Raw genomic sequence first — 22,195 nt, 5'->3', positions numbered from 1 at the left:
ATAAATTTTAATTAATTAAACGAGGGTTATAAACAAAAAATGTTCATAAGATTTACCTTGGCTTTTTTTGTTCCTTTTTGGGAGCCTTTTTTAGTGGATTTTTTGAGTATTCATTATAGTCCTTCCTATTTTTAAAAACCTCTATAGCAGTAAACACAGCTTCCTTGAATGAACCATTGTCTGCCTGTCCCTTTCCTGCAATTTCAAAAGCTGTTCCATGATCAGGAGAAGTTCTAACTTTAGAGAGACCTGCAGTGTAATTTACCCCATGCCCAAATGCTATTGTTTTAAACGGAATAAGACCTTGGTCGTGATAAGAGGCAATGATAGCATCAAAATTTTTATAATTTCCAGATCCAAAAAAGCTATCTGCAGAGTACGGACCATACACCATTTTACCTTTCTCTTTTATATCTTGAAGAGTTGGTCGTAATATTTTATCATCCTCTTCTCCAATAACACCATTATCCCCTGCATGAGGGTTGATTCCTAAAACAGCAATTTTAGGTTTACTGATTCTAAAATCTTGTTTTAAAGAATTGTAAACGGTATCAATTTTTTCATTAATTAGTTGAGCCGTTATATGATTAGGCACATCTTTCACAGGAACATGGTCTGTAAGTAAACCAACCTTAAGGCTGTTTGTTACCATAAACATCAGACTTTTACCTCCTAGTTCTTTAGCTAAATAATTAGTGTGTCCAGGAAATTTAAAACGTTCTGATTGAATATTGTGCTTGTGAATTGGAGCTGTGACCAAGACATCAATTGTATCATTTTTTAGCGCCTTAGTTGCTGCTTCAAGAGATTTTACTGCATATTCACCAATCTTTATATCTTCCTCTCCAAAGTTGATTGTGACATTTTCTTTCCAAACATTAAGCACATTAATCTTGCCATCTATAATTTGATCTGTATGATTGATGCCATGAAAATTAATGCTACTTTTAAAGTGTTTTTTGAAAAAAGACATCACTTTAACAGAGGCGAAAATTACAGGAGTACAAAACTCCAGCATTCGATTATCTTCAAAAGTCTTAATTATGATTTCAGATCCAATTCCATTGAGATCTCCTATTGAAATGCCTAGTTTTATTTTTTTGTCTTTTTCCATTAAGATGTTTTCTAATGTCCGTAATTTTGTAATTGCAAATTTAACTATTTATTCGACACTATGTTTACAGGAATTATTGAAGATCTCGGCGCTGTTACAAACGTAAAAAAAGAACTAGACAACCTACATATTACCATACGAAGTCATATCACTTCTGAATTAAAAATTGATCAAAGTGTGGCTCACAATGGAATTTGTTTGACAGTTGTAGATATTTCCGGAGAGGATTACACGGTTACCGCTATCAAAGAAACTATAGATAAAACCAATATAGGAGACCTCAACATTGGAGACCTGGTTAATTTAGAACGTGCCATGAAGCTTGGTGATCGGCTCGATGGCCATATTGTACAGGGTCATGTAGATCAAGTAGGTACATGTGAGAACGTTATAGAGGAAAATGGAAGTTGGCTATATACCTTTAGTTATGATGATAGCTACGGAAATGTGACCATTGAAAAAGGATCTGCCACTGTAAATGGAGTGAGCTTAACTGTCGTAAATTCAGGAAAAAATAACTTTAGCGTGGCTATTATTCCTTACACTTATGAGCACACTAATTTCAAACACCTTAAAAAAGGATCTAAAATCAATTTAGAATTTGATGTTCTGGGGAAATATATACAGAAACTTTATGAAGCTAGATTATAACTAGTGTTTTGAGTTATTAATCGTCTTTTTTATACCGAATGCAGCTCCTAAAATTACGGCTATTGTGGTAAACCCATCAATAGGTAATCCTGGAGGTGGTGGTGGCATAGGAGGAGGTGGATCACCACCTTGTGCTACACATACAAAACTTATTAATACAAATAAGATCGAGGCAAAGATTTTCTTGTTTTGTATTCTCATTATGGCGTAAATGTATAAAAAAAAAGGTCTCAACAAAATTAAATAGCAAAAAAACATCCATAAAACGCAAAAAAATTCGACGAAAAGCATGATTTTAGTCGATTACGTTAAATTTATATTAAATCCAAATATATGCTTTTTTATCATAATCGAAAGAAAATCTACGTATTTTTAGTTTTAAATAATTGTTACCATGCGTTTTACAATTACACTTACGAAAAAAACCTTATTATGGTTTTATAGATCTCTTATAAATTTAATGGTCAACGATGCATTTGATCTAAAATTTCAATAACCTCTGTCTTTTTTCTAACAGAAACAGGTACATTTTCACCGTTTTTCAGCATTAAATACCCACCGTCTGTTTTAATAAATGCGCTTATACACTGAAGGTTAACCAGATGACTTTGATGAATTCTCAAAAACCCATAAGGTTTTAGCATGTCTGCGAAGTATTTTAAGGTTTTGGTGACAAATATTTTTTTTCCGTCCTGAAGATGAAACATGGTATTATTACTGTCAGACTCGCAACGTACAATATCGTCCAGATTAACAATTATTATTTTATCTAGTGTATGTAATGATATTTTATCGGGTTTTTTCTCTGGAGCAGATAGGGTTTCCTTTAATATATTTAAGCGTTCTTTATTGGGTTGGATTTGCTGTTTTGCTCTTTCTATGGCTTGACCCAGTTCCTCATTAGCATAAGGTTTTAAAACATAATCTATAGCAGCAAACTTAAACGCTTTAATAGCAAATTCATCACTTGCGGTTACAAAAATGATCTTTGATCTCAAATCGGGAAAGATCTCTAATACGTCAAAGCCTGTTCCATCTCCAAGCATAATATCCAAGAATAAAATATCCGGCTGTACTTTCCGAAGTACTTTTGCCGCTTCAACAACACTTTGTGCTGTATCGATAACATTTATCTCTGGATGATGAGTAGCAAGGTCACTTTTTAAAAGCTCCATTGCATCTTTCATGTCTTCTACTATAATTGCTGTTAACATAGTTAATAATCAGTTTCTAACGGAATACTAAACTCAATGGTCGTGCCACTAATATTTCCGTCGTTATCTTTTATTTCTTTTATTTTCAATGTGCCTGTCCCTGAAATAGATTCCAGTCGCTCTCTGGTAACCGTCAATGCCATAGACTGATGATCTGTTTTAGGTTTGTGTTGCTGAGAACTGTAAATACCAATACCGTTATCTGAAATTGTCACTTTCAAAATATCTTTTGTCGTAGTAAACTCAATTTCAAGTTCGCCTGCTCTGGGTCCTTTTAAAATTCCATGGCGAATAGCGTTCTCCACAAAGGGTTGAATTAACATTGGAGGGATTAATATTTCTTCTGCATCCAAATCAGTATTTAAGACGATATCATAGCTAAACAATTGTTCAGCCATTAAACGTTCTACTTCAATATAATGACGTAAGGTCTTAATCTCCTGATCTAAACTTATGGCGTCTTTTCTGGAGTTAACTAATGTCTCACGTAAAAGCGTGGCAAAACTATTAACCGTTTCGTTCATTTTTTCAGGCTTAGTTGGCGCCATCGCTTTAATTCCGTTAAGTACATTAAAAATAAAGTGCGGATTCATTTGTAGACGCAACGCTTTCTGCTCTAAAGTGAGTAAGTGATTTTCTAATTCTAATCGCTCTTTCTCTTTTGTGTTCTTTGTCTTGAGACGTTTAATATATTGATAGATTAACACAGACAAGATTAAAGCTACAAGACCAACAATAAGCCATTGGAACCATCCTTTTTTATAGAGCGGACTCTCGATATAAAATGAAAATCGCAGTGGTTCACTTTCTTTCCAGCGATGGTTTCTAGATTGGACTAAAAAATCGTGAGCGCCAAAATTCAATTCTGAGAAATCCTGAGTTTCACTTCTTGACCAAGGGCTCCATTCGTTCTCATTTAGCTTGTAACGATATTCAATCCCATTAGGATGATCTATGTCAACAGTTTTAAATGAAAAACTAACTTGCTTTTGTTCTGGTGTCAGTTTTAATACATGATCAGAATTGCTCCATTTTGATAAATTAATAGAATCTACACTTTCATAAGCTACCTTTACATCTTCTAAAAAAAGATTCGGTTTTTCAGTCTCCTGATTGTTCTCGGTAGGACGATATTCGGTTAAGCCATATAACGCACCAAACCATAAATGTCCATTTGCATCTTTATCAACGGCATTTAAACAGGTTTCAATTCCTAAAAACCCATCATTTCTTCCGAAGAAAAAAGCGTCCTTAATTTGATTGTCTTTATCCAGCTCAAGTTTATTTACACCACGTTCGGTTCCAACCCAAAAGTAACCTTGGTCATCAAAAATAAGTTGGTATATATTTTCTGAAGCTAATTTTTTAATCCCATTTAGTTTTTTAAAGGTGTTAAAGTTTTCGTCATTTGACCACCAAACTCCCTGACCAGCAGTTCCTAAAAACATGCTATTCTTATGAAATAAAATGGTATTAATTGGTACTTGAAGGTCCAAAACTTGACCTAAATGCGTGATCGTGTTATTTTGCAAGTATCCTAAATGACCATTTCTTGTAGCATACCAAAGTTTACCATTATCATCTTTTACCATGTCTTTGATAAACAGGTCTTCAATGCCTTCTTGCGTCGAAAAAACCTTATGAACAGTCAAGCTGTCTGCAACAGGATCGTAATTAAATTTCACAATCCCGCTAGAATAGGTTGCAGCATAAATGGCTTTTTTGTCAATATGAATCTTTCTGATCCAATCATCCAGTGGAAACCCATTGTCGGTATTCAAAACCTTAGACACTTCAATGGTTCTGGGAAATGCTTTCTTTGTTTGCTTCAAGGTATCCTCAGCAAAAGGGCTAATATTTATTTTCCCTCGGAACAATAATCCTCTACCTTCAGATCCAGCCCAGAGATTTCCTTTAAGGTCACTCGTTATGGTTTTAATTTTTACTTCGGAAAACGCTTCAGGAATATCAACATCATGAATACCATAGTTGTCAATTCTCATGAGTCCTGCTTCAGAATTGGAGATCCATATGCCTTTATCATTATGATGAACAGCATAAACCCGATTTCCATTGAGTCCGGTTTCCGTGTTGAAATGTTTGAAACTATTCTGAAAATATTTGTATAAACCTCCTCCTGAAGTGGCTATCCATATATTCGCCTTTTTGTCAGAAATTACCTGTCTTACGTTAGGCACTGACAATCCGTTAGCTCCAGTTAATCTGAATAATTCATCATTAGTGTGAAGATCAATTACAGAAACACCGTTATTATCGGTTGCCATCCAAAGCTGGTCTGTATTTTGAATTGAAGTACTATTAATACGTAAAGGCTCTCTGATTAATAGTTGATCATCAAAGTTTTGACTATTAAAGACAATTGTCCCATCGTTAAAAGTAGATGCATAGACCTTATTATTGAAACCAGCAAGCGATTTAAATTCACCTCGTTCTATCTTTTCCAGCGTTTCCGAATTAGAGTTTAGTGCACTTGATTTCCAAAGTCCGTCCTGTGTAGCAATCCAAAAATAGTTATCGAAAAATAGCAGATCATTAACTGATACCGTATCTATTTCAGAATGTAGTTTTACTTTGTCTTCGGAACTATTATCATCTAATGTATACACGCCTTTGCTGGTGAGCAGGACAAGCTGATTATTGACTTCAAGGATTTTATTGACCTGAGGTAATTCTAAATTTTGAAAGGCTTTATTGTCCAAAATTGTGAGTCCGCGTTTTGTCCCAATATAAAGTGTACCATTAATAGCACTTAAAGCATGAATGTAATTAGACCCTAATCCATTGATTTCGTTAAACACTTTAAAAGTATTCCCATCAAAACGCGCCAGTCCGCCACCTTGGGTTCCCAACCATAAGTACCCATGATCATCTTGCGTCATGGCATATACTTGCGACTGTGGCAAACCATCTTCAAGAGTAAACGCTCTTAGCTGTCGATTTTGTGCATGAGCAGTGATCCATATTCCGAAGAAACAGATGAAAAAGTGATATAGCGTTTTAAATTTCAATAGTGGGTTTTTATGTTGTTGCAACTTACAATTTTGAACGCAGTTTTTTTAGTTGAAGTATCCAGAATTTTTACAAATGGTAAAAAGCGCTGTACTTTAAAAATGCGTACAGCGCTAAAAACATGAATCACAACATCAACTAAATTCTTTTATTCATTATCTAATTCGCATGAGAAGGCATAATAGCCTTTATCCATTTTTACTTTTTGTAAGGCAGCTAAACTTGTAGTTTGCATCAATTTGTTGTCTTTAAAAACCACATACGACTTACTATCATTAGTTTCGCAACTTTCTCCTTCATCTCCACATAATGTGATTACGTCTGTACCGTAAGTATTGTCTGTTTTATCCATAAGGCTTACCAAATTGTGACTTAAGGTCTCAGATTTCACATAGATCTTATCAACCTCCACACCATTTTTAATAGCTCTGATCTGGAAACGCTTATAACCTTTAAAATCAATACCAGCTTCACCGAATACAAATTTGATTTGAGGGTCAATTTGGCTTACCATTGTTTTTTGTGAGATGAGTCCGCCCCAGATCCATCCTACTTGTGGTCCCATTTTTACTTTGTACCATCTGCTGGTGATACCATTAATAGTGTTTGGTGTTTCGCTTTTTGCCAGTAATCTAACACGAGTACCTATCTTGAGTGTCGTTAATTTTTCACATTGTACAGCTGCACAATCTCTAAGTGCGACATCATCGGCTAATAAGTGTTGTGTAGCTTTTGTTGCCGAAGTGGTATAGATATCAAATTCTACCTCATGGGATTGTGCGTAAATATCTGATGCGATAAATAGCATAGCTAAGATCATTACGGCTTGAAACAGTTTAGCTGCTCTTGTTTGTGTTTTGTGTTCTGTTTTGGTGTTCTTTAAAGTTTTCATAGTATTCTGTTTTATGGGTTTATAAATTACACCACTTACAGCTTGAATTCATTTTAATAAAATGTTCTTTTTGCCCTTTCTGTTTCAAAAGAAAATAAAACCGTAACAAAAGCTATGCTTTAATTTTATTTTTCACATAAAGAAAAAAATCTTCATTTTCTTTTTCAACAAATTCAAACTATAATTGGTGTTTGATACTTCAAAGATATATTGACACTAAAGTGAAATTTGGACGCTTCTAGAATTCGTTAAGGATGGTTTAGAATTCGTTGAGGATTGGGTTTTAGGAATAAAATAAGCCTAACATATGTGTATGAGTTTTAACTTTTATGATACGTTATAAGGCTCCACATATCAAGTACGGGATAAACTTCTCGTCCAAGATTTGTTCCGCCTTGCTCCACAAAAAAAGCCTTCGCTGTCGCAAAGGCTTTTCCACTATGTGGTCCCACTTGGGCTCGAACCAAGGACCCTCTGATTATGAGTCAGATGCTCTAACCAACTGAGCTATGGGACCAATAAGGCTGCAATATTACTACATATTTTCAAAGGCTGCAAGGATTTTATACCAATTTACGCATCAATGTCCTGACACAACTCAATGAGTACGCCATTTGTAGCTTTTGGATGTAAAAAAGCTATTAGCTTGTTATCAGCACCTTTTTTTGGTGTTTCATGTATCATTTTAAATCCTTCGCCTTTTAATCGCTCGATCTCTTTTTCAATATCATCCACCGCAAAAGCAATATGGTGAATACCTTCGCCTTTCTTTTCAATGAATTTTGCAATAGGACTATCTTCATTCATGGCTTGTAGCAGCTCAATTTTGTTAGGACCAGCTTTGAAAAAAGAGGTCATAACGCCTTCACTCTCTACAGCTTCAATTTTATAATGTTCCTTTCCAAATAATCCTGCAAATAACGCATTAGACGCTTCAAGATCTTTTACGGCAATTCCTATATGTTCAATTTTTTTCATGTATTCGTGTTTTGGTTTCCGAAGTTACAACGGAAATCGTATAATAAGGTATGAATTTTGTTATCAAAAATAAAATATTCGTTGAATAAGTCTACTTTTGCAAATGATATTATTTAATTATTACAAAGTCATTATATTAGAATTGAAAAGATAGCATGACGATGACTTAAAATTTTGACTATGGAAGAAACACAAAGACAGAAAAAAATAGGAGGTATTTTACAACAAGACCTCGCCGAAGTATTACAAAAAGCAGCTACAGATGGTGGTTTACGTGGCGTTATTATTTCAGTGAGTAAAGTGAGTGTCACAACCGATCTATCGATTGCCAAAGTATACCTCAGTATATTTCCAAATAAAGAGGCTGACGAACTCATAAAAGGTATTCGTTCAAACACATCGCTTATTCGCCATGAACTAGCACAACGTACCCGAAATCAATTACGTCGTATGCCAAGTTTAGAGTTTTTTATTGATGACTCTTTAGAATATATTGAAGGTATCGAACGTTCACTGAAAGGTGAAGACAATCCAATTAAAGACAAGGACCTTTTGGATAAACGCAAAAAGAAATAGGTGAATGTCGCTCTTTACATAGCGAAACGATATCTGTTTTCTAAAAGCAGTAACAACTCCATAAACATCATGACCATTATCGCGGCTTCAGGAACGGTCATTGCTGCTGCTGCTTTATTTATTGTGTTATCTGGTTTTGCAGGACTTAAAAATTTTAGTCTGGAATTTTCTTCATTTGTTGATCCAGATTTGAAAGTGTTTCCTTCGGAAGGAAAATCATTCACGCTATCTAATGAAGATGCTACTGCTATTTCATCCATTACAGGTATCATAGAATATTCTAAAACCATTGAAGAGCGTGTAATTCTGGAATTTGAAAATAAACGTCAAATTGTTACCATGAAAGGTGTTGACGAGAATTTCACGAAGGTTACGTCTATTGATTCTATGATCTACTTTGGAATTTGGCTCGAACCTGGCACTGATCAAATTGTATCTGGTGGTGGCGTTTCCAACAAACTTTCTTATGGTGTTTTAGATCTGACCAAGCATCAAAAGATCTATGTGCCCAAACCCGGAAAAGGACAAATTACTTCAGTAAAAGGGGCTTTTAACTCTATCAAAGCGTATAATATTGGTCTGCTGGATATTAACGAAGACATCAACAACGAATACATCTTTGCCAATATAGAAACCGCAAGATACCTGCTGAATTATAGCGAAGATCAGATCTCCTCTATAGAATTCAAATTAGATCCTGATGCAGACCAAACTCAAGTTACAGCAGATATACAAAGCGTATTTGGAGATAAGATTACCATAAAAGACAGGGCACAACTCAATGATGCACTTTACAAAATGCTTAATACTGAAAATGTAGCGGTTTACCTTATTTTCACTTTGGTCATTATTATTGCTCTGTTTAATGTGATTGGTGCTTTGATCATGATGATTTTAGATAAGAAAGAATCCTTAAACACCTTATTCAATTTGGGAACTACAACGAAAGATATCCGACGTATTTTCTTTTTGCAAGGTACATTAATGACAATTCTCGCAGGAACAATAGGTGCTGTTTTAGGACTTATTATTGTATTTCTTCAAAAGCAATTTGCATTAGTGATGCTCACACCTTCATTACCATATCCTGTAGAATTGAAAGCTATTAACTTCTTAATTGTGCTTTTGACTATAATTGTTCTAGGAATTTTGGCCTCTAAATTAGCGTCGCAACGAATTTCAAAATCGCTTGTGAAAAGTTAGTTTATTAAACAAACTGATGGTCTCCAAACTTATCTAAAACCTCATCAAAGGCTGCAAATACGTCTTTTGAGTCGTCACTAGTGACCATTTTCATTCGATATTCTTTGAAATTTGGAATGCCTTTAAAGTAATTTGTATAATGGCGTCTGGTTTCAAAAACACCAAGTTTTTCACCTTTCCAGTCTATAGACATTTGAAGATGACGTCTGGCGGCATCCACACGTTCTGCCATGGATATTGGTGGTAGGTGTTTGCCTGTTTCAAAGAAGTGTTTGACCTGCTTAAAAAACCAAGGGTTCCCAATGGTAGCACGACCAATCATAGCACCATCCAAACCATAACTATCACGCATTAAAGCTGCCTTTTCAGGAGAATCCACATCACCATTTCCAAATACAGGAATATGCATTCGCGGATTGTTCTTTACTTCGGCAATTGGTTTCCAATCTGCACTTCCTTTATACATTTGTGCACGCGTTCTTCCATGAATTGAAATGGCTTTACATCCAACATCCTGGAGACGTTCGGCAACCTCAACAATTCTTATAGAATCATGATCCCAGCCTAAACGTGTTTTTACCGTCACAGGTAAATTAGTTCTTTTAACCATTTCAGCAGTGAGACTTTCCATCAGGCAGATATCTTTTAAAATCCCTGCACCTGCACCTTTACTCACTACTTTTTTAACTGGGCATCCAAAATTAATGTCAATAATATCCGGATTAGACTTTTCAACAATATCGATGGTTTGTAGCATGCTGTCCATATTAGCTCCAAAGATCTGAATCCCAACTGGACGTTCTTTTTCATAAATATCAAGCTTCATAACACTTTTAGCAGCATTACGAATAAGTCCCTCACTAGAGACAAATTCTGTATATACCACATCTGCACCTTGTTCTTTGCACAACGCACGAAATGGTGGGTCACTTACGTCTTCCATTGGCGCTAAAAGCAATGGAAATTCAGAAAGTTCTATGTCGCCTATTTTTACCAAACTCAATTTATTTTGCGCAAAATTACAGTTTTTTAGGTAATTGTGTATCTTCAACATAGTTTAACTAATTATTGTCACTCATTGTCCATACCATTCCAGCCCGAACTCTTTGGTGTTACTATTAACATTCATTTGATATTAGAGTACCTGGCCTTTTTTATCGCCTTTAGATATTATGTCATTTTACGTCGGAAAAGTGATGATCCTATCTCCTCTAATAATCGTTTATCTATCATTCTTGGTGCCGCTCTGGGCGCTTTGATCGGCTCGCGTTTAATCGGACTTCTAGAAAATCCTTTGGTTGATTTTTCCGAAGCAAACCTCATCCAGCTTCTCAATACCAAAACCATTATGGGTGGTTTATTTGGTGGATTGCTTGGTGTAGAGCTCGCTAAAAAAATAATTGGCGAAGAATCCTCATCAGGAGACTTGTTTGTGCTCCCTATTATTCTGGGCATTTTTATTGGTCGTGTTGGTTGTTTTTTATCTGGTATTAATGAGTTTACTTACGGAAATGCAACAAGTTCACCATTTGGAATGGATTTAGGTGATGGTTTACTGCGACATCCAACATCGTTATATGAATTGATTTTTCTGATGCTGTTGTTTATCGTATTGCAACAGCTACGGAAAAAAGCCCATTTAAAAAATGGAGAGCTCTTCAAGATATTCATGTTATTATATTTCGGATTTCGATTTATTATCGAATTCATCAAACCGAATGTGTTTTACATTGCAGGCTTGAGTACTATTCAACTATTATGTGTAATTTGTTGGTTGTACTACAGTCCGTTCATCTATCAAAAACTAAAATATGCCAGTTAGAAAATACACGTATTATGATTTCACTTTAAGTTTATGTCCAGAATGTTTACGTCGCGTGGATGCTAAAATTGTTTTTGAAAACGGTAATGTATACATGCTTAAACGATGTAATGAACACGGCAATAGTAAAGTACTTATAGCAGATGATATTGAATATTACAAAAATATTAGAAACTACAACAAGCCAAGTGAAACACCATATACCTTTAATACAAAAACGCATTATGGTTGTCCGTATGATTGTGGGTTGTGTCCAGATCACGAGCAGCACTCCTGTCTTACAGTTGTTGAAGTGACCGATCGTTGCAATTTAACCTGCCCGACCTGTTATGCTGGTTCTTCTCCAACGTACGGAAGACATCGTACGCTTGAAGAAGTAAAAACCATGCTGAATGCCATTGTCAAAAATGAAAAGGAACCTGATGTGGTACAACTCTCAGGAGGTGAGCCGACCATACATCCACAGTTTTGGGACATTATGGATTATGCCAAATCACTTCCTATTAGACATTTAATGTTGAACACCAATGGTATTAAAATCGCTAAAGATTTTGCTTTCGCTGAGCGACTAAAAAGCTATGCGCCAGATTTTGAGATCTACCTTCAGTTTGATTCATTTGAGAATACAGTTCTTCAGGAATTACGAGGGGCAGATCTCAATGATATCAGAAAACAAGCCTTAGATCATTTAAATCGGCTAAATCTGTCAACGACTTTAGTTGTGACCCTTCAGAAAGGTTTAAACGATGGTGAAATAGGAAAAATCATAGAGTATGCCTTACAACAGAAATGTGTGAGAGGTGTCACATTTCAGCCAACACAAATTGCTGGTCGCTTAGATAATTTTAATCCTGAAACCGATCGTATGACCTTAACCGAGGTGCGACGAAAGATTATGGAGCAAACTGATATTTTTAATACTGACGATTTGCTACCTGTACCATGTAATCCTGATGCACTGGTAATGGGTTATGCGTTGAAACTGGACGGAGAAGTTTTTCCGTTAACACGCTATATCAATCCTAACGATCTTTTGGATAATAGTAAGAACACTATCATTTACGAGCAAGACGAACAATTACATGGAAAAATGATAGAACTCTTCAGTACTGGAAATTCGGTAGAAAAAGCTGAAGAACATTTAAAATCTATTATGTGTTGTTTGCCTAATATTGATGCTCCAGATTTGGGTTATGACAACCTGTTTCGGATAATTATTATGCAGTTTATAGATGCTTATAATTTTGATGTTCGTGCCATTAAAAAGTCATGCGTTCATATTGTAGATAAGGACAATAAGATCATTCCTTTTGAAACTATGAATCTATTTTATCGCGATGATAAAAAAGAGCACCTAAATACGTTAAGAAATGAATTAACATAATCAATACACTAGTCTATGTTTTTATTAACTTTAGGTTATTGTACCGCAATATTTTAGATATGGATTTACTTTTAGAACCTGGGAATTTAGACGGATTAGTCATCCTGATTGTTTTAGTGATGTTTGGCCCTGCTATTGTATTGGCATTGGTTGGATTTGGTGTTTTAAAAAAATATAAAAAAGCCGCTAAAGTACTTTTTATTTTAGCTGCTCTTTATCTTATTGTTAGTTTGGGGATTTGCGGTGCATTGATGGCTGGTTATTAAACCTATTCAACACCCAAAGTCCGTAAACTCCTAAAAACAATTCTGCAACGGTTCCAAATAGATATCCAAAACCAGGAATTCCATCAATAAAAACACTTAATACTCGCCCAAGTCCTAATCCTAACATAAAAATTATGTTGGTGATGATGGCTGTTTTAAGGTAATTAGGTTTGAAAATTCCGAGAATCCATAAAACAGAGAAACCTAAATACAATCCCATGACAGCCTTGTAAAAATTATGTTCATCTATAGTTTTAGGAAATAGCTCAAACTGAGCATCGGGAAAAAACGCATACAAAAAAGCAACAGGAACAACAATAATCACCGAAATGATCAAATGTACTTTGTTAATAAAGTCGCTCCTGGTTTTTAGCACGTATATCTTAAAAATTTAAAATTCTAATTCGGCTTCAATTTCCTGTTCTCCTCGTTTAACAACCACTTTCGTTTTATCTCCAGTATCGAATGTAGACAATGCTCTCATGTAGCTCATCATATCAGTAACCAGGCTATCACCAAGCTTTACAACGATATCACCTTTGAGTAATCCTGCTTTTTTTGCTGGTTTGTCTTCACTCACACCATCAATTCGCATACCTTTTCCATCGTACAGATAGTCTGGAATAACACCTAAACCAACCTTAAATCTTGGGGTCTCCTCACTCTCATTTTTTGTAGCTCTAAACGGTAATTTTCCATTATCATCCAGATCAGAAATAATATCAAAAATATATTCTGAAATGGCTTCCATTCCTTCATAGTTAAGTTTCTCTGGGTCATCACCAGGTTTGTGATAATCTTCGTGCTGACCAGTAAAAAAGTGTAATACAGGAATCTCACTGTTGTAAAAAGATGTGTGGTCACTTGGTCCAACACCAGATTCGTTTTCAATAATCTTGAATTTAGAGTTATTAGCCTTAACCACTTGTTTTAAAATTGGCGATGTTCCAACCCCATAGACAGCCAATGTACTATCCTGTTTTAAACGGCCAACCATATCCATATTAAGCATATAGTTAGCTTTAGAAATATCTATCGTAGCATTTTTTGTCCAGTAATTAGAGCCTAAAAGACCCATTTCTTCACCAGAAAACGCCATAAAGAGGTAATTGTTTCCTTTATTTTCTGTTTTTAGTTTTTCGGCAAGATTAAGCAATACAGCTACACCACTTGCATTATCATCAGCTCCATTATGGATTTCTTTGGCTTCACCTCTGTACAAAGAGCCTTCAGCACCATAACCTAAATGATCATAATGTGCGCCTATAATAATCGTACTGCTTGCATTATTATCCAAAAATGCAACAACGTTGGTTCCGGTAATTGTACTATCCCCATCTTTTACTGTGTAATTTACTTCCTGATGTGGATCAGTTTTCGGTTTGAACGAAAATGTCTGAAAATAACCATCGGTTCCTTTAGCTGATAATCCTAAGTTTTCAAATCGTTGAGCGATATATTTTGCAGCTTCTTTTTCTCCATCACTTCCTGTTTGGCGACCTTCTAACTTATCATCTGCTAAAAAAGTGACATCATCTTTGATTGAAACCGATTTTACTTTTTCTTTGGAATCTGTTTTACATCCTAATAAAGCGAATAAAAAAAGGGCAATAAGTGTGTATTTCATCGTGTTATATCTTAATTTTGCACAAATTTAGTTAATAATTACCACATGAAATACATTGTATCGATACTAATAGTCGTCTTTTTTGTAAGTTGTAAAAACGATAAAAGCAACACACCTGAAGTCACTGAAAACTCAGAAAGTGAAACAATTACAGCGGTTTCAGATTCATTAATCTACCCTGGAGAAAAACATTTCAAATCTATACGTCAGGTGACCTTTGGAGGAGATAATGCTGAAGCTTATTGGAGTTTTGACGACAAGCAATTGGTGTTTCAATCGAATAATAAAGCATGGAATGTAAGCTGTGATCAAATGTTTTTGATGAACGCCAATGAAACATTCATGGATAGTGTTGCTCCTCCAATGGTGAGTACTGGAAAAGGCCGCACCACATGCTCCTACTTTCTACCTGATAACAAGCATATTATTTACGCGTCTACACATTTAGGAGGTGAGGCGTGTCCTGATACACCTTTACGTAAAAACGGAAAATACATTTGGCCAATCTATGATACCTATGATATTTTTGTTGCTGATCTCGAAGGCAACATTGTAAAGCAATTAACTAATGAAGTAGGCTATGATGCTGAGCCAACTGTGTCGCCTAAAGGTGATAAAATAGTCTTTACCTCAACAAGAAGTGGTGATTTGGAATTATACACCATGAATATCGATGGTACAGATGTAAAACAAATTACTAATGAATTAGGTTATGATGGAGGTGCTTTCTTCTCGCCTGATGGCACTAAATTGATCTTTAGATCATCTCGTCCAAAAACGGAGGAGGAGATCAAAGCGTATAAAGACTTATTAGCCGAAGGTCTGGTAGAACCAACAGAGATGGAGCTTTATATTTGTAATGCTGATGGAAGCGACTTACGACAATTAACCGATTTAGGAAATGCTAACTGGAGTCCGTTCTTTCATCCTTCAGGAGAGAAAATCTTATTCTCTTCCAATTTCGAAGCAGATCGCGGATTTCCATTCAACTTATATCTAATAGACCTCGATGGAAAAAATTTGGAGCGTGTAACTCATGGTGAGACATTTGATGCTTTTCCTGTGTTTTCTAACGACGGAAAATATCTGGCGTTTTCATCTAATCGTAATAATGGAGGGGGAAGAGACACCAATCTATTTATTGCTGAATGGCAAGACTAATTTCAGTCTTTCTCTAAACGATCTCTTTCTTTAACGTCTTTTGTGCGTTCATTAGTTGCAAGTCTTGTATTTCCAAACTTATAACGGAATCCTAGTCTCACATAGCGATCATCTACATCAATGAATTGCGTGTTAAATTGATTTTGGTACTGAGTAACAACATCGAAATTATGCATATTAAATAAGTCACTAACAGATAATGAGATGGTTCCTTTATTATTAAAAACACTCTTGGAAATAGCTAATTGACTGAACAATCGGTCCTCAACATTTTGAAATGCCTGAAGGTTTTTTCCTAACCAAATAAGATCAAAATAGACACTTAAGCTATTGTCTTCGAGAAACGAAATTGAGTTTGTAAGATTGGAATAGTTAGACCATTGTGTTTGATTAACAAATCCGTTTCCTAGGTCTGTTTCCTCTTCTCTATTGTAGAAAGAGGTTACAAAATATGTGCTCCATTTATCGGTCAAATCATAACTTAATTCAAAGTCGAACCCATATTCAATGGTTTTATCAAAATTCACAGACGTATATTCAATAATGTTGGTGTCATTATTTTGTCTGGGAATTTCAGAAATAGCACCATCAAAATTTTGATAGTAAGCTCTTAGCGTAATTAAACCTTCAAAAAGTGATGTTCCAATATCATAATAATCAACAAAGGTAGGAACCAAATTTGGGTTACCTGTAACCACATAATTCTCATTCAAGAAAAACCGAAAAGGATTTAAATCAGAATAACCTGGTCGTGCTATAGTACGTTTATAATTCGCAAAAACATTATAACGATCTGAGATGTTATATTGAAAACTAAGGTTTGGAAATAATTCTAAGTAGTCTTGAGAATTGGTAATATCGCTTAAAGGTGACTGCCCTTCAAGATTTGTTTGCTCTACCCGTAATCCTAAATTAAGATTATACTTCTCATGAGTTAGATCATAATTTACATATCCAGCATAGATACGTTCATCATAATCAAAAGCATCAGAGTTTTGCATATCAATTGTTTCTGTGCCTGTATTGACATCAACATCAAACTGTGTGATATCGCTTTCCGTTTTAATGTTTGACACTTTTATTCCTGTTTCAAAATTTGAATTTTCATTTAACGGTAAACTATAATCAATTCTGGCTGATAAAATTTGTGTATCCTGATTGGCATTTGTGTTAAATGCTGAACTGTTTTGGAAATTATTATTTGAGTCGAAGAAGTTGCTGAAAACATCTTGATTTCTTTCGTAATTGTAGGTAGTATAATGCGTATTGAACGTCAATTGACCTGTTTCGAAGCTATGGTTAAAATCAAGATCAAATCCTAAATTGTATTTATTATCTCTTGACAAATTATCAGCCGTAAATCGAGATAAAAATGCTGCATTAGTATCACTAATTATCGTATTATTCGAAATACGGTATTTGAAGTATGGTAAATACAATGTATTAGAAGATACGCTTAACGTGTTGTTATCATTGATAAAATAATCAAAATTAAAATTTAGATTATGGGTTTCCGACCAGGTATTCCTATTGGTAAATGATCGCCAACTTTCATCCAGATTATTAGTATTATCCAAATAGTTAACGGTATCATCACCATCGCGATTAATCTTATCTTTTGTAAAGCTATAATTTACATTTAAGCTAATATCTTCATTCTTAAAAAAATGACTAGTACCTGCATTATATCTAGGAAACACAGCTTGGGTATAGTTTGTTGAAACGCTGCCTCTATAACCCGTTACAAGGTTTTTACTCATCACAATATTTAAAACTACGCCGCTTTCGGCATCATATCTCGCAGATGGGTTGGTAATCACCTCAACCGACTTTATAGCATTTGCTGAAGAACCCTCAAGTAACTGGTTTAGATCTTCTGATGAAAGGTGAACTTTTCTATTATTGATATAGACTGTAGGTGTAGCGTTTTTAACTGTAATTGCGTCACCAATAACTAAAACGCCAGGTGTACTTTTAAGTACCTGAAGCATATTGCCTTCAACTAAAGCCGTGTTTTCTACGTTAAAAATTAATCGGTCTGCTTGTCGCTCTAATGTTGGCTTTTTTGCCGTGATATTCACCTCATCCAGACTTTCAATAGATTCACTGAGTTGAATTGTTTTTAAGTCTAAATGACCTGTTAGTACTATTTTTTGCTTGTATTCACTGTAGCCTATAAAGCTTACTTTTAAAATATAACTTTGAGATTCGAGGTTGCTGATACTAAAATAGCCTTTATCATCTGTTGAAGATCCCCTTAAAATGTCGCTTTCATCTGCATTATACAACACCACATTAGCAAACTCAATTGGGTTATTATTTTCATCTAATATGGTACCAGACACCGACAGGTTTTGCCCATAGCTCAAAATAGAACATGCCAGAAAAAGACCAATATGGAGTAGGGATTTCAAAATTAATTAGGGTTTTGTAACGCAATATAGCATTTGTTTTTAAATACTATTTACGGTTTTTCCACACTTATTACCCTTTTTGTAAACAATTATGTCATTTTATGCATAATAAATGAATTATATTTGCAAATCTTTATTGAGATGAATTAGGATGTTATGAAGCATATTAGAAATTTTTGCATAATTGCACATATTGATCACGGAAAAAGCACGCTTGCTGATCGTTTATTGGATTACACAGGTGCTGTGACAGCTCGTGAAAAGCAAGACCAGCTTTTAGACAGTATGGATTTAGAGCGCGAACGTGGCATCACGATTAAGTCGCATGCCATTCAAATGGAATACACATTTGAAGGTCAGGAATATGTGCTTAATCTTATTGACACTCCTGGTCACGTAGATTTTTCATATGAAGTATCTCGTTCTATTGCTGCTTGTGAAGGCGCTCTACTCATTGTTGATGCGGCTCAAAGTATACAAGCACAAACGATTTCTAATCTATATCTTGCCTTAGAAAATGATCTGGAAATTATTCCTGTACTTAATAAAGTAGATCTTCCTAGTGCAAATCCGGAAGAAGTGACAGATGATATTGTTGACCTTTTAGGCTGCGACCCTGAAGAGGTCATTCATGCCAGTGGAAAAACTGGGTATGGCGTAGATAACATTCTTGAAGCCATTATTAAACGTATTCCTGCACCTAGCGGAAATGTTGATGAACCACTTCAAGCCTTAATATTTGATTCGGTATATAACCCATTTAGAGGTGTTGAAACGTATTTTAGAGTGATTAATGGCTCGATTAAAAAGAATCAGCAAATCAAGTTTATTGCAACAGGAAAAACCTATGGTGCTGATGAAGTTGGCACATTAAAACTGAAGCAATTTCCAAGACAAGAAATTAAAGCAGGCGATGTAGGTTATGTGATCACTGGAATTAAAGAAGCTAAAGAGGTAAAAGTAGGTGATACCATTACCGATGCTAAAAACCCAACCACCAATGCCATTGAAGGTTTTGAAGATGTAAAACCCATGGTATTTGCAGGAATTTATCCTGTGGATACCGAAGACTATGAAGAGCTTCGTGCCTCTATGGAGAAACTTCAGCTTAATGATGCGTCTTTAGTGTTTACTCCAGAAAGTTCAGCGGCTTTAGGATTTGGTTTTCGTTGTGGATTCTTAGGAATGCTACACATGGAAATCATACAGGAACGCTTAGAACGTGAGTTTGATATGACAGTTATCACCACAGTTCCTAACGTATCCTATCATGCGTTTACCAATAAAAATCCTGATGAGATTATCATTGTCAATAACCCATCTGATTTACCAGAACCATCAACTTTAAATCGGGTTGAAGAACCTTTTATAAAAGCAACCATAATTACCAAGTCAGATTTTGTAGGTAATGTGATGTCCTTATGTATTGAAAAACGAGGGATTATAACCAATCAAACGTATTTAACAACAGAGCGTGTTGAGTTGAATTTTGATATGCCACTTGCTGAAATCGTCTTCGATTTCTACGATAGGTTAAAAACAGTATCAAAAGGCTATGCGTCTTTCGATTACTCTCCTATTGGACTAAGAGCCTCAAAACTTGTTAGAGTGGACATCTTATTGAATGGTCAAACTGTTGATGCGCTATCGGCATTGATCCATGCTGACAATGCTTATAATATTGGTAAGAAAATCACAGAGAAACTTAAAGAACTTATCCCAAGACAACAGTTTGATATTCCTGTTCAGGCTGCTATTGGAGCCAAAATCATTGCCAGAGAAACTATAAAAGCTTTACGAAAAGATGTTACTGCTAAATGTTATGGTGGAGATATTTCGCGTAAGCGTAAACTTCTGGAAAAGCAGAAAAAAGGTAAAAAACGTATGCGACAAGTGGGTAATGTAGAAATTCCACAACAAGCATTTATGGCCGTTTTAAAACTGAACGATTAATCTTACAAGTCGTTTTTAAAGTCTAAACCGAAGTGTAATGCTTCGGTTTTTTTGTACATTTAAGTATGAAAAATATTTGGGGCTCTATTTTTCTACTCTTCTTTACTATAGGCTATTCACAAGTCTCTGGTGACCTTGGTATTGATTCTCTCTTAAGTAAAGCTCAAGCATTTTATAAAACCAATCAAGATAGTGCCTATTATTATTCGAACATAGCACACATAAAGGCGATTTCTCTAAAAGATACTTCAAAAATTGCCGAAGCCATTACGTATAAAACCACATATATGCTAAGTTTAAAAAAATATGATGAGGCATTGGTTTTACTTCAGTACAATCTGAATCATAAACACCTTATAACAAAAAAAGATTTAGGTATAACCTACAACAACCTTGGTGCACTCTATGCATTAAGGGAAGAGCGCGATCTCGCACTGGTCAATTACCTCAACGCCATAGACGTATTTACTGAAACCAACAATCATTCTTTTTTGGCTAGGAATTATCTTAACGCAGGTGTGATTTACGAGAATGAAGGCATGCTTGAGCTTGCCGACTATTTTTATGATAAATCCCTTTATCATTCTAAACTTAGTAAAAATAAAGTAGCGAATAATCTTCATGAAACTATTGAGTTAGAATCTCCAACCGATTTTGAAACGAAGCAACGTATTAGCTTAGAAGCACTAAAATCAATCAAAAACCCTGAAGAATCTCGCTTGGCTGCAGTAATATATCATGATCTAAGTAAAAACTATATTGAAAACAGACAATACGAAGATGCTATTAGAAGCGCCAAAAAGGCCATTAAGATTAAAAATAATATTGGATATCTTCAGAATTTAGATTTCTCCTATTTCATTTTAGGAAAATCACAAGTACGACTTAATCGAAATGAGGAGGGCATAAAAAATCTGGAGACAGCCATTTCACTTTCTGAAAAGCGATCTCTAAAACAACTCATGTATGAAATGGTGATCTTAGGTCACAAAAACAAAGGAGATTTTAAATCAGCCTTAGACTACACAGATCGTCTCAATGGTATTAAAGATTCAATTGCTGTGTTTCAGGAAAATGAGCGCATTGCTGAAATTACGGCACAATTTGAAACCGATAAGCAAGCGCAAGAAATTGAAATATTAGAAGCAGATAACGAGCTTAAACAAGCGCAACTTAGTAATCAAAAAAATATACTAATCGCCTCTGGCATAGGTCTCGTTTTATTGTTGCTATCATTATTCTTTGCTTATAAAAATCATAAAACGAAACAAAACTTACAGTTTTCAGAACTGACACAAAAACTACTTCAAATGCAGTTAAATCCACACTTCTTATTTAACGCATTAAATGGAATTCAATATTTTATCAAAAAGAATGATGTTAAAAAATCTACCAAATACATTAGTAGTTTTAGTGGTCTTATGCGTAATATCTTAGAAAATTCCGTAGAAAAATTTATTTCTATTCAGGAAGACCATGATACGATCAAAGATTTTCTAGAGCTACAGCAACTGGTCAATAATAATTCATTTGATTATATTATTCATGTGGACGATAGTTTAGACATGGAGCATATGTGTGTTCCGCCAATGTTTACTCAACCTTTTGTAGAGAACGCTATAATTCATGGTGTAGCTAATTTAGAAGAGGGTTTAATAGAAGTTAAATACAAACTAGAGGGCCAAACTATAGTTGTGGAGATTGTTGATAATGGAAAGGGTATATCTGAGGTAAAAACTAATGCCAATAGCCTGCATAAATCAATGGGTACTTCTATTACAAAACAGCGCATGGATAACCTTTTAAAAATGGAGCGATATCCAATTGAATTAGAAATCGTCTCTAATACTCACGACAATATGGAACATGGCACAAAAGTAGTACTAAGTTTTCCTGTTAAATATATGTAA

Annotated in this window: 19 protein-coding genes and 1 tRNA gene; 9 read left to right on the top strand and 11 right to left on the bottom strand. The window is 35.0% G+C overall.

Going from position 1 to position 22,195, the window contains the following annotated elements; all coding sequences use genetic code 11:
• Nucleotides 1–52: 52 nt before the first annotated feature.
• A complete protein-coding gene (gene pdxA, locus Q0951_RS00805) occupies nt 53–1,114 on the bottom strand; it encodes a 4-hydroxythreonine-4-phosphate dehydrogenase PdxA (protein ID WP_299333014.1) in 1,062 nt (353 codons plus the stop codon).
• A 60-nt stretch (nt 1,115–1,174) separates the two neighbouring features.
• On the opposite strand from pdxA, the gene Q0951_RS00800 reads away from it, so the two are divergent.
• Entirely contained in the window at nt 1,175–1,765 is a 591-nt protein-coding gene (locus Q0951_RS00800; protein WP_299333012.1) for a riboflavin synthase, read from the top strand.
• Here the strand turns inward: Q0951_RS00800 and Q0951_RS00795 are convergent, their stop codons facing one another.
• From Q0951_RS00795 to mce, 6 genes are all read right to left on the bottom strand, one after another.
• Nucleotides 1,766–1,966, bottom strand: a complete 201-nt coding sequence (locus Q0951_RS00795; protein WP_299333009.1) for a hypothetical protein — start codon at nt 1,964–1,966, stop codon at nt 1,766–1,768.
• 263 nt (nt 1,967–2,229) lie between these two features.
• Nucleotides 2,230–2,979, bottom strand: a complete 750-nt coding sequence (locus tag Q0951_RS00790) for a LytTR family DNA-binding domain-containing protein (protein WP_299333006.1) — start codon at nt 2,977–2,979, stop codon at nt 2,230–2,232.
• Nucleotides 2,980–2,981: 2 nt separating this feature from the next.
• Nucleotides 2,982–6,008 (bottom strand): two-component regulator propeller domain-containing protein, encoded by a 3,027-nt coding sequence (locus Q0951_RS00785; RefSeq protein ID WP_299333004.1) that lies wholly within the window; start codon nt 6,006–6,008, stop codon nt 2,982–2,984.
• A gap of 149 nt (nt 6,009–6,157) precedes the next feature.
• Nucleotides 6,158–6,901 carry an SH3 domain-containing protein gene (locus Q0951_RS00780; RefSeq protein ID WP_299333001.1) on the bottom strand — a complete coding sequence of 248 codons (744 nt, stop codon included), beginning with the start codon at nt 6,899–6,901 and terminating at the stop codon, nt 6,158–6,160.
• A gap of 443 nt (nt 6,902–7,344) precedes the next feature.
• Nucleotides 7,345–7,418, bottom strand: a tRNA-Ile gene (locus Q0951_RS00775).
• Nucleotides 7,419–7,474: 56 nt separating this feature from the next.
• Nucleotides 7,475–7,879 carry a methylmalonyl-CoA epimerase gene (mce, locus tag Q0951_RS00770; protein ID WP_299332998.1) on the bottom strand — a complete coding sequence of 135 codons (405 nt, stop codon included), beginning with the start codon at nt 7,877–7,879 and terminating at the stop codon, nt 7,475–7,477.
• 180 nt (nt 7,880–8,059) lie between these two features.
• Here mce and rbfA point away from each other — a divergent pair, with 180 nt between their 5' ends.
• Nucleotides 8,060–8,455: a 30S ribosome-binding factor RbfA gene (gene rbfA, locus Q0951_RS00765; protein ID WP_299332995.1), complete on the top strand. Its 396-nt coding sequence runs from the start codon at nt 8,060–8,062 to the stop codon at nt 8,453–8,455.
• 69 nt (nt 8,456–8,524) lie between these two features.
• A complete protein-coding gene (locus Q0951_RS00760) occupies nt 8,525–9,658 on the top strand; it encodes an ABC transporter permease (RefSeq protein WP_367179729.1) in 1,134 nt (377 codons plus the stop codon).
• Between the two features lie 4 nt (nt 9,659–9,662).
• On the opposite strand, the gene dusB is transcribed toward Q0951_RS00760, so the two are convergent.
• Nucleotides 9,663–10,655 carry a tRNA dihydrouridine synthase DusB gene (dusB, locus tag Q0951_RS00755; RefSeq protein ID WP_299333834.1) on the bottom strand — a complete coding sequence of 331 codons (993 nt, stop codon included), beginning with the start codon at nt 10,653–10,655 and terminating at the stop codon, nt 9,663–9,665.
• An 81-nt stretch (nt 10,656–10,736) separates the two neighbouring features.
• Here dusB and Q0951_RS00750 point away from each other — a divergent pair, with 81 nt between their 5' ends.
• Genes Q0951_RS00750 through Q0951_RS00740 form a run of 3 tightly spaced genes read left to right on the top strand, consistent with a single transcriptional unit; the run spans nt 10,737 to nt 13,130 of the window.
• Entirely contained in the window at nt 10,737–11,480 is a 744-nt protein-coding gene (locus Q0951_RS00750; protein WP_299332991.1) for a prolipoprotein diacylglyceryl transferase, read from the top strand.
• Nucleotides 11,470–12,864, top strand: coding sequence for a radical SAM protein (locus Q0951_RS00745; RefSeq protein WP_299332988.1), 1,395 nt, complete (start codon nt 11,470–11,472; stop codon nt 12,862–12,864). Before Q0951_RS00750 ends, Q0951_RS00745 begins: the two co-directional genes overlap by 11 nt.
• Nucleotides 12,865–12,923: 59 nt before the next feature.
• Nucleotides 12,924–13,130 carry a hypothetical protein gene (locus Q0951_RS00740; RefSeq protein WP_299332985.1) on the top strand — a complete coding sequence of 69 codons (207 nt, stop codon included), beginning with the start codon at nt 12,924–12,926 and terminating at the stop codon, nt 13,128–13,130.
• On the opposite strand, the gene Q0951_RS00735 is transcribed toward Q0951_RS00740, so the two are convergent.
• Both Q0951_RS00735 and Q0951_RS00730 read right to left on the bottom strand, forming a co-directional pair.
• Nucleotides 13,090–13,506 carry a DUF4345 domain-containing protein gene (locus tag Q0951_RS00735; RefSeq protein WP_299332983.1) on the bottom strand — a complete coding sequence of 139 codons (417 nt, stop codon included), beginning with the start codon at nt 13,504–13,506 and terminating at the stop codon, nt 13,090–13,092. The two genes, Q0951_RS00740 and Q0951_RS00735, sit on opposite strands and share 41 nt — an antisense overlap.
• A gap of 15 nt (nt 13,507–13,521) precedes the next feature.
• Nucleotides 13,522–14,757, bottom strand: a complete 1,236-nt coding sequence (locus Q0951_RS00730; protein WP_299332981.1) for a M28 family peptidase — start codon at nt 14,755–14,757, stop codon at nt 13,522–13,524.
• Nucleotides 14,758–14,802: 45 nt separating this feature from the next.
• Here Q0951_RS00730 and Q0951_RS00725 point away from each other — a divergent pair, with 45 nt between their 5' ends.
• Nucleotides 14,803–15,918, top strand: a complete 1,116-nt coding sequence (locus tag Q0951_RS00725; RefSeq protein ID WP_299332979.1) for a hypothetical protein — start codon at nt 14,803–14,805, stop codon at nt 15,916–15,918.
• A 2-nt stretch (nt 15,919–15,920) separates the two neighbouring features.
• Here Q0951_RS00725 and Q0951_RS00720 read toward each other — a convergent pair whose 3' ends face one another.
• A complete protein-coding gene (locus Q0951_RS00720) occupies nt 15,921–18,332 on the bottom strand; it encodes an outer membrane beta-barrel family protein (RefSeq protein ID WP_299332976.1) in 2,412 nt (803 codons plus the stop codon).
• 156 nt (nt 18,333–18,488) lie between these two features.
• Between Q0951_RS00720 and lepA the strand changes: the two genes are divergently transcribed.
• Entirely contained in the window at nt 18,489–20,285 is a 1,797-nt protein-coding gene (lepA, locus tag Q0951_RS00715; RefSeq protein WP_299332973.1) for a translation elongation factor 4, read from the top strand.
• A gap of 65 nt (nt 20,286–20,350) precedes the next feature.
• Nucleotides 20,351–22,195, top strand: coding sequence for a histidine kinase (locus Q0951_RS00710; protein ID WP_299332971.1), 1,845 nt, complete (start codon nt 20,351–20,353; stop codon nt 22,193–22,195).

Source organism: uncultured Psychroserpens sp. (genome assembly GCF_947501425.1).
Taxonomy (GTDB): domain Bacteria; phylum Bacteroidota; class Bacteroidia; order Flavobacteriales; family Flavobacteriaceae; genus Psychroserpens.
The sequence above is the reverse complement of the archived record's forward strand: the minus strand, read 5'-3'. Positions and strand labels throughout refer to the sequence as shown.